Below are 13,876 nucleotides of genomic sequence, written 5' to 3'. Positions count from 1 at the left end.
GGTGGTGCGGGAGCGGAGCGCCGCCGGGCCGGGCGCGGGTCAGCGCCGCGCGGATCCGGCCCGCCACGGCCCCCAGGGCAGGTTCCAGCCGCCGAGGCCGTTGTCGGGCGCGACCGTGCGTTCCGGGGAGTGCTCCACCACCACGGTGTCGCCGACGATCGAGCGGTCGTAGAACCAGCCGGCCGGGGTGTGCGGGCCGCCGCCCTTGATGTCCCGCAGCCCGACGCAGCCGTGGCTGGTGTTCAGACCGCCGAAGACCTCGGGCGGCGCCCAGTAGTTGCCGTGCAGAAAGGTCCCGGACCGGGTCAGGCGCATGGCGTGCGGCACGTCGGGGATGTCGTACTCGCCGCCGAAGCCCACGGTGCCGCCGTTCATCCGGGTCACCGAATGCCGCTCCAGGATCACCATCGTCCCGTTGTAGGTGGGGTTGTCGTCGTCGCCCGCGGTGACCGGCAGCACGGCCGTCACCCGGCCGGACTGGCGCACCGTCAGGGTGTGCCGGGCGGCGTCGATGACGCCGACCTGGTCCCGCCCCACCCGGTAGCGGACGGTCTTGCGCTGGACCCCGTAGGAGCCGGGGGCGGCCTTCACCCCGCGCAGCCGCAGCTGGACCGTGATCGTGGTGCCCGGCCGCCAGCGCGCACGGGGCCGGAAGTCCAGCCTGCGGGGGCCGAACCAGTGGGCGGCGACCTCGACGGCGGGCCGGGCGCCGACCGTGACGGCGCGTTCGACGGCCGCGCGGTCGGCGACCGGCCGGTTGAAGACCAGCGAGAAGATCAGGCCGGTGCCGACCGTGGTGCCGTTCTGCGGGGAGAAGTAGCCGATCAGCCGGCGGTCGGGGGCGGCGGTGGTGAAGGTGGTGTGGCGCAGGGCGCGACGGCCCGCGCCGTCGAGCGCGACCGCGTCCACGGTGTACGTAGCCCCGAGTTGCAGGCGGGCGTGCGCCGGCCGCCAGCTCAGCCCGTCGTGCGCGATCCGCCCGGCGACGGGCCGCCGGCCGGCCGCACCGGTCCGGCTGACCGAGACCCGCTCCAGCCGCCCCTGCGGCACCCGGATCTCGAACCGCCCGTCGGCCCGTACGCCGTGCGCGCCGTTGTGCGGGACGACCCGGATCGTCTGCTCCCGGGAGCGCGGCTTGTCGCCGGTGAACACCTCCGCGTCCGCGCAGCCGGCCAGCGCAGCCGCCCCCGCCAGCCCGGCCAGGGCCGCGAGGGCCAGGCGGGCGCGCGCGGCCGGCCGGGCACCCGCCGGACGGCCCGGCCGGCGGCGCGTGCGGCCCGGCACGCGCTCCCGTACCCGGGCGGTGCCGCGGAGGTGCGCTCGGTCCCCTGCTCGGTCCTGCTGATGGGCGGTCATATACCGGATTGTGACGGATGAGGCGCAAGAAGGGAGGTATGCCGCGTAACGGAATGTCACGGACACCGTGGGGCGAACGGCGAGCCCCCGGCACGGGACGCGTGAGGCAACGCCCGGTTGCGGGAAGAACAACGGGGAGGGCGGGACACCTGCAGGGCCGGGACTCCCCCAGCTCACGCTGGGCGGTGCCCCCGTGCCGGGGCTCCGCCCGACCGAGCCATGAGCCGCAGGAGGCCGGCACGTGTCGAGCGCACCCGAGCGGGAGGCGGTGGCGGACGAACCGCTCGCCCCACCCGCGGACATCCGCCCCGGCAGCCCCACCCCCCTCGGGGCCCGCCACCGCACCGGCCCCGACGGCGTCACCGGCACCAACTTCGCCCTCTGGGCGGGCGGCGCCGAGGCCGTGGAGCTGTGTCTCTTCGACGACGCGGAGCGCGAGACGCGCCATCCGCTCACCGAGCTGACCCATGAGATCTGGCACGGCTTCCTGCCCGGTGTCGGCCCCGGACAGCGCTACGGCTACCGGGTCCACGGCCGCTGGGACCCCTGGACCGGCGCCCGCTGGAATCCGGCGAAACTGCTGCTGGACCCGTACGCCAGGGCCGTGGACGGCGACTTCGGCGCCCGTACGGAGCCCGGTCCCCGGCCCGCGCTGCCCGCCCCGCTCTACGGGCACGTCCGCGACTGGCCGCAGCAGCAGCTCGCCGACACCGTGCGCGACGACCGGGACTCGGCGCCGTACGTCCCCAAGGGCGTGGTGGTCGGCGAGGACACCGCAAACGAGGGCGGCGCCGACGAGTGGCAGGACGACCGCCGGCCCAAGACACCCTGGCCGGATTCCGTGCTCTACGAACTGCACGTACGGGGCTTCACGATGCGCCACCCCGGCGTCCCCGAGCGGCTGCGCGGCACCTACGCGGGGCTCGCGCACCCCGCCGCGCTGGAGCACCTGGTCCGGCTCGGGGTCACCGCCGTCGAGCTGCTGCCCGTCCACCAGTTCGCGCACGAGGACCACCTGGTGCGGCGGGGGCTGCGCAACTACTGGGGCTACAACTCCATCGGCTACTTCGCGCCACACGCCGGATACGCGGCCACCGGCACCCGGGGGCAGCAGGTCGGCGAGTTCAAGCGGATGGTGCGGGCGCTGCACGACGCCGGCATCGAGGTGATCCTCGACGTCGTCTACAACCACACCGCGGAGGCCGGCGAACTGGGGCCGACGCTGTCACTGCGCGGCATCGACAACCGCGGCTACTACCGTCTGGCGGGCGACGCGCGCCGCTACTCCGACTACACCGGCTGCGGCAACACCCTGCACGTCGTCCAGCCCCAGGTGCTGCGGCTGATCACCGATTCGCTGCGCTACTGGGTCACCGAGATGGGCGTGGACGGCTTCCGCTTCGACCTGGCGGCCGCGCTGGCCCGTTCCCTGCACGACGTCGACATGCTCTCCCCGTTCCTCGCCGTGATCGCCCAGGACCCGGTGCTGCGCCGGGTCAAGCTGATCGCCGAGCCCTGGGACGTGGGCTCGGGCGGCTATCAGGTCGGCGCCTTCCCCCCGTTGTGGACGGAGTGGAACGACCGCTACCGCGACACCGTCCGCGACTTCTGGCGCGGCGCCCAGCACGATGTGCGCGATCTGGGCTACCGGCTCTCCGGGTCGAGCGACCTCTACGCCTGGGGCGGCCGCCGCCCCTACGCCTCGGTCAACTTCATCACCGCGCACGACGGCTTCACCCTGCGCGATCTGGTCACCTACGAGCACAAGCGCAACGCCGACAACGGCGAGGGCAACCGGGACGGCACCCACGACAACCGCTCCTGGAACTGCGGCACCGAGGGCGAGAGCGACGATCCGGAGGTCACCGCGCTGCGCCACCGCCAGCTGCGCAACCTGCTGACCACCCTCCTGCTGTCGACGGGCGTGCCGATGCTGGTGGCCGGCGACGAGATGGGCCGCACCCAGCACGGCAACAACAACGCCTACTGCCAGGACAACCCCACCAGCTGGCTCGACTGGTCGCTCCTGGACGACCCGCGGTGGCGCCCGCTGGCGGGCCTCGCCGCCCGCCTGATCGCCCTGCGCCGCGCCCACCCGGTGCTCCGGCGCCGGGCGTTCTTCTCCGGCCGGCCGCACCACCAGGGCGGCCTGCGCGATCTGGCCTGGTTCACCGCGGAGGGCACGGAGATGACCGCGCAGGACTGGTACACCCCCGGGGCCACGCTGGGCATGTACCTCTCCGGGAACGACATCTCCCAGCGCGACGAGCAGGGCCTGCGCATCGTCGACGACAGCTTCCTCGCGTTCCTGCACGCCGCCGGCCGGCCCCGCGAGATCGCCCTCCCCGGGCCGCCCTGGGCGGGTGCCTACGAACTCCTCGTCGACACCGCGCGGGAGGAGCAGCCGGGTCCGGCGGAGCCGCCCCTCGCGGCGGGCGGCACGCTCACCCTGGCCGGGCGGTCGGTGGTGCTGCTCCGGGCCGTTCCGGGGTGAGTCGCGGGTCCGCCGGCCGGTGCACGGGCCGCGGGCGGCGGCGGTGGCCGCCGGCGGCTCGAAACAGCGGGTCGCGGCGGCCCCGGCAGAAAACCACCGGAGAGTTGTCAGTGGCGCGCCCTACGCTCGCGAGTGATGGCCGACACCGCGCAGACGACGAACCCGACCGACCGGACCGACGCAGCCTCACACTCCGCTGTGCGCTCGCTGTTGCGCCTGTGGCCGTTCCTCCGCCCGGTGCGGGTGCGTCTGGGCGCGGCCGCGTGCGTGGCGGTGCTCGCCTCGTGCATCAGCCTGGTCATCCCGCTGGTGCTCAAGTGGCTGGTGGACGGGCCGGTGGCCCGGCGCGATCCGGGCGGGGCGTGGCTGGGCGGCGCGTTGCTGCTGCTCCTGGGACTGGCGGAGGCGCTGCTGTTCGGGCTGCGGCGCCGCCTGGTGGCGCGCCCGCTGGCCGGGGTCGAGGCGACGATGCGCGCGGCGCTGTACCGCCATGTGCAGCGGCTGCCGGTCGCCTTCCACGACCGCTGGTCCTCGGGCCAGTTGCTGTCGCGGGGCACCACCGACCTTCAGCTGCTGCGGATGTTCTTCGCCTTCCCACTGACGTTCCTGCTGGTCAACGGGGTGACCATCCTGGTGGGCGCGGTGATCCTGATGGTCCAGCGCTGGTCGCTGGGGCTGGTGCTGCTGGCGCCGGTGGTGCCGCTGATGGTGTTGTGCTCGGTCTTCGAGGCGAAGTACGGGCGGGCGGCGCGCCGGGCCCAGGACCAGGTCGGCGATCTGACGACGGTGGTCGAGGAGTCGGTGCTCGGCATCCGCGTCCTCAAGGGCTTCGGGCGCCATCGCAGCCAGGCCCGCGCCTTCCGGCAGCTGTCCCGTGAGCTGCGCGCCACCGAGCTGCGCAAGGCCCGTCTGCTGGCCTGGATCTGGGGCTGCATCACCGCCTTCCCGGAGCTGGCGATCGGCGGCGCGCTGGTGTGCGGCGCGGTGCAGGTGGCGCACGACGAGCTGTCCGCGGGCACCCTCGTCGCGTTCCTGTCGACGGCGCTGGCGCTGCGCTGGCCGGTGGACTCCATCGGCTTCCTGCTGGCCATGAGCAACGAGGCGGCGGCGGCCACCGACCGGTACTTCGAGGTGATGGACGAGCCGGCGGTGGCGGACACGGACCCGCCCGCGCCGGCCCCGGAGGCCGTGGCCGGCGCCCCCGGAGACATCGGCAAGGGCCTGGTCTTCTCCGGTGTCGCCTTCCGCTACCCCGACGCGCCGCCGGACTCCCCGCCCCTGCTGCGGGACGTCACCCTGCACATCCGGCCCGGCGAGACGATGGCGCTGGTCGGGGCGACGGGCAGCGGGAAGACCACGCTGACGGCGCTGGTACCGCGGCTGTACGACCCCACCGCGGGCCGCATCTTCCTCGACGGACGGGATCTGGCCACGATCGGCCGGGACGAGGCCCGCGCCCTGGTCGCGGTGGCGTTCGAGGAGCCGACCCTGTTCTCGGCGACCGCCGCGGAGAACGTCCTGATGGGCGGCGACGGGGCCCAGGAGGCCGCGCTGCGCCGGGCGTTGGCGGTGGCGCAGGCCGACGGCTTCGTCGACGCCCTTCCCGAGGGCGGTGCGACCCAGGTCGGCGAGCAGGGGCTGAGCCTGTCCGGCGGGCAGCGGCAGCGGCTCGCGCTGGCCCGTGCCGTGGTCGGCCGGCCGCGCTTCCTGATCCTCGACGATCCGCTCTCCGCCCTCGATGTGCACACCGAGGCCCTGGTGGAGGCGGCGCTGCGGCAGGTCCTGTCGACCACCACGGCGCTGGTCGTCGCCCACCGGCCGTCCACGGTCCTGCTCGCCGACCGGGTGGCGCTGCTGTCCGGCGGCCGGATCGCCGCCGTCGGCACCCACCACGCACTGCTCCGCGACCACCCCGAGTACGCCGCGCTGATGTCGGGAGAGGGAGAGGGCGCCCGATGACCACCACCACGGCCGGACTGCCGTCCGACGGCCCCGAGGACCGCGCCGGTTCGCCCCGGCGGCCGGCGCCGCCCCCGTCCGGGCCGGCGCCCGGCGCGCCCCCGGCGGCCGACCCGTCCGCCCACGACGCGCCGCCCGCTCCCCGGGGCGCCTCGCGCGCCCTGCTCGCCTCCCTGCTGGCGCCGCACCGCCGCCGCGTCGGGGTGGTGGCCGTCCTGCTCCTGCTCCAGCAGGCCGCCGTGCAGGCCGGTCCGCTGCTGGTCGCCTACGCCCTCGACCGCGCGGTACCGGCGCTGCGGGCGGGCGCGCACGGGCCGCTGATCGCCGTGGCGGTGGCGGCCGCCCTGTGCGCGGTGGCGTCCGGCGCGCTGCAGTTCGGCTTCATCCAGCTCGCCGCGCGCATCAGCCAGGACGTGCTGCTCGACCTGCGCGGCCGGATCTTCCGCCATGCCCAGGCGCTGAGCCTGGACTTCCACGAGCGCTACACCTCCGGCCGGCTGATCTCCCGGGCCACCACGGACGTGGAGTCGCTGCGCGAACTCCTCGACGAGGGGCTTCAGGAGCTGATCACGATCGTCCTGTCGACGGTCTACATCACCGTGACCCTGCTCTGGCTGGACCCGGGCCTGGGCGCGGCCGCCCTGGCTTCCGGCGCGCCGCTCGCCCTCCTCCTGCGCTCCTTCCGGCACCGCTCGCACCGCGTCTACAGCGCCAAGTCCTCGGCCATGGCGCGCGTCATCGTGAGATTCACCGAGACCCTCAACGGCATCCGCCCGGTGCAGGCGTTCCGCCGTGAGCGCGCCAACGACGACGCCTTCGCCCGGCTGAACCACCACCACGAGCGGATCAACGGCGACACGCTCCTGGAACTGGCCCGCTATGTGGTCCGCTCCCGGCTGGTGGCCAATGTCGCGCTCGCCGCGATCGTGCTGTGGGGCGCCGCCCGCGTGGCCTCGGAGAGTCTGCCGCTGGGCGTGCTGGCCGCCGCGGTGCTCTATCTGCGCCGTCTGTACGACCCGATCGACCGGCTCGGGATGTTCCTCAACTCCTATGAGTCCGCGGCCGCTTCCCTGCACAAGATCGCCGGCCTGCTGGCCCGGCGCCCCTCCGTCCCGGAACCGGCCGCCCCGGCCGCCCTGCCTCCGGTCGCGGCCGGGCGGCCCGGCCGTGAGGTGGCCTTCGAGGGCGTGGGGTTCGGCTACCGCACGGGCGGCGAGGTGCTGCCACGCTTCGATCTGACCCTGGCGGCCGGGGAGACCGTCGCCGTGGTGGGCGCCACCGGCGCCGGCAAGTCCACCCTCGCCAAGCTGCTGGCCCGTTTCTACGACCCCGGCGTGGGCCGGGTGCTGCTCGACGGCGTGGATCTGCGCGACCTGTCCACCGGCGCCCTGCGCCGGTCCGTCGTCATGGTCACCCAGGAGGCGTTCCTGTTCTCCGGCACGGTCGCCGACAACATCGCCCTGGGCCGCCCGGACGCCGGCCGCGAAGAGGTGGAACACGCCGCGAAGGCCCTCGGCGCCCATGACTTCATCACCGCCCTGCCGGACGGCTACGACACCGACGTCCGCAAGCGCGGCGGCCGCATCTCCGCCGGCCAGCGCCAACTGGTCGGCTTCGCCCGGGCCCTGCTCGCCGACCCGGCCGTGCTGATCCTCGACGAGGCCACCAGCTCCCTGGACATCCCCGGTGAACGCGCGGTACAGCGCGCCATGGACACCGTGCTGCGGGGCCGCACCTCCCTGGTGATCGCGCACCGCCTCTCCACGGTCGAGATCGCCGACCGGGTCCTGGTCATGTCCGACGGCCGGATCGTCGAGGACGGCCCACCCGGTCAACTGATCGCGGCCCGGGGCCGGTTCGCACAGCTGCACGAGGCGTGGCGGGACAGCGTGAGGTAGCGGCGGGGGCGGGTGTTTCGGTGGCCACGCGCCGGGACGACGGACGGCCGCCCGCCCGGTCCACTTCTGCGGGCGGGCCGTCCGTCGTGGCGGTCAGCTGCCCGAGCGGAACGCCCCGTGAACCCGCAAGTTGCCGTGGAGGGCGCCCTGTTCGCATCACCACCGGCGACGACGCCCCCGGTGGCGTGCAGGTCACCCTCGGCGTCCAGCCGGCCGCGAACGACCATCCGGGACGGGTCCTCCTGTGTCTCCATGACGCCGGCGACCGCCGATCAACCCGCCGAGCAGCCCAGGAGGGGCCGTTCGGCATAACTGTCCCGAACCGAGCCCCTGACGGCCGGAACCACCACCGGCCGGGGCGCGCGCACAACCAGGGCGGGGCACCCTCACTCACCCAACTGGCGGGCGTCCTGGACGACTACGCCGCCGGTGGTGCGGCCGCTCGCCTCAACTGCCTTACAGAGCAGGCATGGTGGCCACACACGCCCGGCCGGTGCCGTGCGCGTAGGAAATCGGCCGCGCGGGGCAGCCGTGGGAAACAATGACCGGGTGAACGAGCATCTGGCACCGCCCTCCCTGTATCCGGTCCGCGGAGCGGCACGTTGCGCCATCGCCGCCCTCGCCCTCGCCGGCGCCGCCTGGACGGCCCGCGGGCTGTGGCAGATCCGGCTCGCCGCGTCCGGGATGCCGGCCTCCGGGCCGCCGGACCAGGGTGACGGCAGACACCGTCCGCTGAACGCCCTGGAGAACGACTACCACCTCGTCAGCGCCCTGGGAGTGGTGGCCGCGGTGCTCTGCGTGATCACCTTCCTGGCCTGGCTGTGGCGCGTCCGGGACAACGCCCGCATCCTTTCCGGGCAGCCGCCGCGGCACGCCTGGCCGTGGGTCTACGCGGGCTGGCTGGTGCCCGTCGCGAACCTGTGGATACCGCGCGCGGTCGTCGTCGACATCCACCGTGCGAGCGCCCCGGGACAGCGGCTGCCGCGCGCCGTGAACTGGTGGTGGGGCCTGTGGCTCGCCGGCCTGCTGGGCGAGGTGGGGCTGGGCACCACGGACCAGGTCATCGCCCGCGCCTACCGGGATGTACCGCCGCTCCTGGCCGGCGACGCGGCCGTCCTGGGCGCGGCGCTGGCCGGCATCCTCGTCGTCCGCGCCCTCACCGCGGCCCAGCGGCGGCCCGGCTCCACCGAACCCCCGCGACAGGCCACGACTCCCCCGCGGTAGCCGTTGTCCACAGGTCGCCGCCCGCCCCGCGCCCGGAATCCGGCAGTTCTCCACATGCCTGGACATGGCACCCAGTTGCTGCCTATCGTCACGCCATGGTGCAAAGGGTCGACCCGCCGCCGGAACCCCCCGTGACGCTCAGCTGTCCGGCCGAGCTTCTCGCCGGCTATCTGGATTTCTACCGGGAGGCGGTGCTGCGCAAGCTCGCGGGGCTCTCCGAGGAGGAGCTGCGACACAGCCGGCTGCCCTCCGGGTGGATGCCGCTGGCCCTCCTCAAACACCTGGCCCATGTGGAGTTGCGGTGGCTCCAGTGGGGCTTCGCCGGGGAGCGGATCGACGAGCCGTGGGGCGACGTCAAGATCCGGCGCGGCGAGTGGCATCTCGAACCGGGCGAGACCCTGGCAGAGGTCACGGCGTTCTTCCGGGACCAGTGCGCCCGCTCGCGTGAGATCGTCGCCGGCGCACGGCTGGAGGAGAAGGCCGCCACCCTCGGCGGCCGCGTGCCGGCCGAGGAGGACCGCCCGACGCTGATCTGGATCCTCTTCCACCTGCTCCAGGAGTACGCCCGCCACCTCGGCCACCTCGACATCGCACGGGAACTCGCCGACGGCACCCTCGGCGAGTAGGCCGTCGGGCGGACCCACCGGCGACGGGCCGGACCGCCCTCCCTCAGCCACCGCACGCGGCCGCCCGTTCGCCCGCCCCCGCCATTGACTAGGGTTTCCGGGACGGCCCGGGCGGGCCGGCCCGGTCCGGCGGCGCACGCTTCCTCGCGGGACAACTCCCCGCCGAGACAATCCGGTTGTGCCCCGGTGTGCTGCCACGAGTGGTGCACGTCCATCGGCACGACCGTTGCTCACCTGCCCGGATCCCGGCGTCGCCGCAGGACCACAGGGGGAAGAGGGGGACGACCGCATGACGGACGACTCGGGGGACGCGGCAGACACCCGCCATCACACCGCCGGGCGGTACCTCCGGTGGCTGGTGACCAGTCAGCGGGGGCGGGTCGCGGCGGGCGCGACGTACGGCAGCCTGTGGATGGTGGGGCTGATGCTGCCGCCCTATGTGCTCTCCAGGGCCATCGACGACGGGCTGGCGGCGGGCCGGACGCCGGTGCTGCTGGGCTGGGTGGCCGTGCTGCTGGCAGTCGGGGTGGGCAACGCCTGGCTGGCGGTCCTGCGGCACCGCACGATGACCAGGATCCGGATGGACGCCATCTTCCGTACGGTGCGGGCCGTCCTGGCGCAGTCGTTGCGGCTGGGCGCGGCGCTGACCCGCGGGACGACGGCCGGGGAGGTCGTCACGATCGGGATCGGCGATGTCGCGGTGATCAGCCAGACGCTGACGATGACCGGGCCCGGTGTCGGCGCGGTGCTGGCGTACGCGGTCGTCGCCGTCCTGCTGTTGGCGGTCTCCCCGCTGCTGGCACTGGTGGTGCTGCTGGGGGTGCCGCTGCTCGCCGTAGTGGTGGGGCCGCTGCTGGGGCGACTCCAGGGGGCCGAGACGCGCTATCGCGAGCGGCAGAGCGGGCTGGCGGCGCAGCTGACGGACCTGGTCGGCGGGCTGCGGGTGCTCAGCGGCCTGGGCGGCAAGGAGGCGTTCGCCGCCCGCTACCGGCAGGCGTCACGGGAGCTGCGGGCCGAGGGCTACCGGGTCGGTGTGGTGACGAGCTGGGTGCAGGCGCTGGGGGTCGGTCTGCCGACGCTGTTCCTGGCCGCGGTGGTCTGGCTGGCGGCCCGGATGGCGGCCCGAGGGGAGATCACCCTCGGCGAGTTGGTGGCGGTCTACGGCTATGCGGCGGCGCTGGTGGTGCCGGTGTCGTTCTTCATCGAGGCCGGCTACGACCTCACCCGGGGGCTGGTCGCCGCCCGGCGGGTCGTCCGGTTCCTGCGCCTGGATCCGGAGACGGCGGACGGCCGACGGGCGGCCGCGGACGGGCGGCGCGAACCGGCCACGGCCGGGGACGTCCCCGAGGCACCGGCCGTGCTGCGGGATCCGGTCTCCGGCGTCGAGGTGGTGCCGGGGCTGCTGACCGTCCTGGCCGCGACCCGGCCGGCCGACTCGGCGGCGGTGGTCGACCGGCTGGGCCGGTTCGCGGACTCGGCGGCGACCTGGGGAGCGGTGCGCCTCGACGAGATCCCGCTGCCCCGGATCCGGGAGCACCTCCTGGTCGCGGACAACGAGGCGGATCTGTTCGCCGGGACGCTGCGCGAGGTGGTCGCCGGGCGGCGGGACCGCGGGGACGAGGAGATCGGCCGCGCCCTGCACACGGCCCTGGCCGAGGACATCGTCCGCGGACTGCCGGACGGGCTGGACGCGCCGGTCGAGGCGCGGGGCCGCAATCTCTCCGGCGGCCAGCGTCAGCGGCTGCGGCTGGTGCGGGCGCTGCTGGCCGACCCCGAGGTGCTGCTCGCGGTCGAGCCGACCTCTGCGGTCGACGCCCACACCGAGGCGGCCGTCGCGGCCCGCCTGCACACCGCCCGCGCGGGCCGGACGACGGTCGTCACCAGCACCTCCCCGCTGCTGCTGGACCGCGCCGACACGGTGTGCTTCCTGGTCGACGGCGTGGTCGCCGCGGTGGGCAGCCACCGTGCGCTCCTGGCCGAACAGCCCGGCTACCGACGGCTGGTGACACGCGAGACGGAAGAGACGGACGAGACGGAAGAGACAACAGAGGCAGCAGGGGGAGCAGAGGCAGTGGAGACAACAGGGGGAGCAGGGGCGGAGGCGGCCGGTGTGGCGACCGGCAGCGCCCCCGTTCCCCCGGCCCCGCCCACGGCCGCGTCCCCGGCCCCGCCCGCGGCGAAGGAGAGCGCCCGATGACCTCCACGGCCACGGCATCCCCCGCGCAGGCCGCCCCGGCGGACGGGGCCGCGCTGCCGGTCGCCACACCGGCCGCCACCCGGCGGGCCGCGCTCCGGCTGATCCGCCTGGACGGGCCGGCGTTCGCCCTGATCCTGGTGCTGAACGCGCTGGCCGCCGGCGCCGGGCTGGCCGGACCCTGGCTCCTGGGCCGGATCGTGGACACGGTCCGGGGCGGCGGCGGGGTGCGTACCGTCGACCGGCTGGCGCTGGTCCTCCTGGTGTGCGCGCTGGGGCAGCTGCTGCTCACCCGGTATGCGCGCGTTGCCGGACACCGTTTCGGCGAGCGGACCGTGGCGCGGGTGCGCGAGCGGTTCACCGACCGGACGCTGGCGCTGCCCGCGGCGACCGTGGAGCGGGCCGGCAGCGGCGATCTGACCACCCGCGGCACGGCGGACATCGCCTCGGTCGCCTGGACCCTGCGGGACGCGGTGCCCGAGGTGTTCCTCGCCTCGGTGCAGGTGCTCTTCCTGCTCGGCGCGGTGGGGTGCGTCTCCCCGGTGCTCGGGCTGTGCGGGCTGGGCCTGCTCGGCGGGCTGCCGGCGGTGCGGTGGTATCTGCGCCGGGCGCACCCCGCGTATCTGGCGGAGGGTGCGGCCACGTCCGCGCTCGCCGAACTGCTGGCGGCCACCGCCGCGGGCGCCCGCACCGTCGAGGCGCTGCGGCTCCAGGAGCGCCGCCGGACGGCGGGCGAAGCGGCCATCGCGCGCTGCCGCGAGACCCGCAGCAGCACGCTGTTCCTGCGCAGCGTGCTGCTGCCCACGGTCGACGCCGCCTCGCTGCTCCCGGTGGTGGGGGTGCTGCTGGTGGGCGGGGTGCTGCACGGGCGGGGCGCGGTCAGCCTGGGCGCGGTCGTCGCGGCGGCGCTGTATCTGCGGCAGCTGTCGGCGCCGGTGGAGACGATCCTGTTCCGGCTGGAGCAACTGCAGAGCAGCGGCGCCGCGTTCGCCCGCGTCGAGGGCCTGGGCCGGGCGCCGCGGACCACCCCGGCCGCCCCCGCCGCGCCCCGCGTCCCGCACCCTTCCCCGGAGCCCGGCCCGTCCCCCGCCGCGGCCGTCGTGCCCGATGCGCCCGCCGTGCCCGCGGACGACCGTATCGATGTCACGGCGGTCCACTACGCCTACGGGGACGGGCACGACGACGTGCTGCGCGGTGTCGATCTGACCGTCCGCCCCGGTGAACGGCTGGCCGTGGTCGGTCCGTCGGGGGCCGGCAAGTCCACCCTGGGGCGGCTGCTGGCCGGCATCGACGCCCCGCGCAGCGGCTCGGTGACGGTCGGCGGGGCGCCGGTGGCCGCGCTGGATCCGGAGGTCCTGCGCCGGCAGATCGTCCTGGTCACCCAGGAGCACCATGTGTTCCTGGGTACCCTCCGGGACAATCTGCGGCTCGCCGCGCCCGGGGCCGGGGACGCCGCGCTGCACGCCGCGCTGGCCGCCGTGGGCGCCGAGTGGGCCGCGGAGCTGCCGGACGGTCTGGACAGCGCGCTGGGCGCCGGCGGACTACGCCTCGACGGTGCGCAGTCGCAGCAACTGGCCCTGGCCCGGGTGGTGCTGGCCGATCCGCACACCCTGATCCTGGACGAGGCGACGGCGCTGCTCGACCCGCGCACGGCACGGCACACCGAACGCGCCCTGGCCGCCGTCCTGCGGGGCCGCACGGTCATCGCCATCGCCCACCGGCTGCACACCGCCCATGACGCGGACCGGGTGGCCGTCATGGAGGGCGGCCGGCTGGCCGAACTCGGCAGCCACGAGGAGCTGGTGGCCGCGGACGGGGCCTACGCCGCGTTGTGGCACTCCTGGCACGGCCGGGGCCCGTCGGGGCCACCCGCCCCGGAAGGCGGGTCGGGATCCGGACGGCCGTGAACTGCGGCCCCGGGGGTCCCGGGGCACGGAAACCGCGTATGGGCCGATCACGGGCCGTCCGTCTACCGGACACGGATTTCGGGCAACGGACGGTTTCCGGCCAATTAGTTGAACGGAGCCTGACAACAAGCCACGTGAGGTGGGACTCTTCCCCGCAACCGCCGCACGGACCCCCACAGCACCAGCCGCTGCGGCCGGGATTTTCTCCAGCACCACGC

At 75.0% G+C, this 13,876-nt stretch carries 8 protein-coding genes; 7 read left to right on the top strand and 1 reads right to left on the bottom strand.

Annotation, left to right across the window (positions count from 1 at the left end; all coding sequences use genetic code 11):
* Positions 1-39: 39 nt before the first annotated feature.
* Positions 40-1,356, bottom strand: coding sequence for an Ig-like domain-containing protein (locus tag ACQP17_RS25290; protein WP_433858328.1), 1,317 nt, complete (start codon positions 1,354-1,356; stop codon positions 40-42).
* Between the two features lie 241 nt (positions 1,357-1,597).
* On the opposite strand from ACQP17_RS25290, the gene glgX reads away from it, so the two are divergent.
* From glgX to ACQP17_RS25255, 7 genes are all read left to right on the top strand, one after another.
* The gene (gene glgX, locus ACQP17_RS25285; protein ID WP_433858327.1) at positions 1,598-3,850 is read left to right on the top strand and encodes a glycogen debranching protein GlgX; all 2,253 of its coding nucleotides are present in this window, start codon (positions 1,598-1,600) and stop codon (positions 3,848-3,850) included.
* Between the two features lie 135 nt (positions 3,851-3,985).
* Positions 3,986-5,809, top strand: a complete 1,824-nt coding sequence (locus ACQP17_RS25280; RefSeq protein ID WP_433858326.1) for an ABC transporter ATP-binding protein — start codon at positions 3,986-3,988, stop codon at positions 5,807-5,809.
* Positions 5,806-7,707 carry an ABC transporter ATP-binding protein gene (locus ACQP17_RS25275; protein WP_433858325.1) on the top strand — a complete coding sequence of 634 codons (1,902 nt, stop codon included), beginning with the start codon at positions 5,806-5,808 and terminating at the stop codon, positions 7,705-7,707. Before ACQP17_RS25280 ends, ACQP17_RS25275 begins: the two co-directional genes overlap by 4 nt.
* 549 nt (positions 7,708-8,256) lie before the next feature.
* Positions 8,257-8,931: a DUF4328 domain-containing protein gene (locus ACQP17_RS25270; protein ID WP_433858324.1), complete on the top strand. Its 675-nt coding sequence runs from the start codon at positions 8,257-8,259 to the stop codon at positions 8,929-8,931.
* 95 nt (positions 8,932-9,026) lie between these two features.
* Positions 9,027-9,557, top strand: a complete 531-nt coding sequence (locus ACQP17_RS25265; RefSeq protein ID WP_433858323.1) for a DinB family protein — start codon at positions 9,027-9,029, stop codon at positions 9,555-9,557.
* 289 nt (positions 9,558-9,846) lie between these two features.
* The gene (locus ACQP17_RS25260; RefSeq protein WP_433858322.1) at positions 9,847-11,754 is read left to right on the top strand and encodes an ABC transporter transmembrane domain-containing protein; all 1,908 of its coding nucleotides are present in this window, start codon (positions 9,847-9,849) and stop codon (positions 11,752-11,754) included.
* Entirely contained in the window at positions 11,751-13,658 is a 1,908-nt protein-coding gene (locus ACQP17_RS25255; RefSeq protein WP_433858321.1) for an ABC transporter ATP-binding protein, read from the top strand. Before ACQP17_RS25260 ends, ACQP17_RS25255 begins: the two co-directional genes overlap by 4 nt.
* Positions 13,659-13,876 lie beyond the last annotated feature (218 nt).

This window comes from Streptomyces kronopolitis (assembly GCF_050953795.1).
Taxonomy (GTDB): domain Bacteria; phylum Actinomycetota; class Actinomycetes; order Streptomycetales; family Streptomycetaceae; genus Streptomyces; species Streptomyces kronopolitis_A.
This window is presented reverse-complemented; position numbering and strand designations above follow the sequence as displayed.

Bases quoted from the DNA above. Each gene is read 5' to 3' on its own strand.
- ACQP17_RS25290 (WP_433858328.1), bottom strand. From the start codon at position 1,356: ATGACCGCCCATCAGCAGGACCGAGCAGGGGACCGAGCGCACCTCCGC.
- ACQP17_RS25280 (WP_433858326.1), top strand. From the start codon at position 3,986: ATGGCCGACACCGCGCAGACGACGAACCCGACCGACCGGACCGACGCA.
- ACQP17_RS25275 (WP_433858325.1), top strand. From the start codon at position 5,806: ATGACCACCACCACGGCCGGACTGCCGTCCGACGGCCCCGAGGACCGC.
- ACQP17_RS25265 (WP_433858323.1), top strand. From the start codon at position 9,027: ATGGTGCAAAGGGTCGACCCGCCGCCGGAACCCCCCGTGACGCTCAGC.
- ACQP17_RS25260 (WP_433858322.1), top strand. From the start codon at position 9,847: ATGACGGACGACTCGGGGGACGCGGCAGACACCCGCCATCACACCGCC.
- ACQP17_RS25255 (WP_433858321.1), top strand. From the start codon at position 11,751: ATGACCTCCACGGCCACGGCATCCCCCGCGCAGGCCGCCCCGGCGGAC.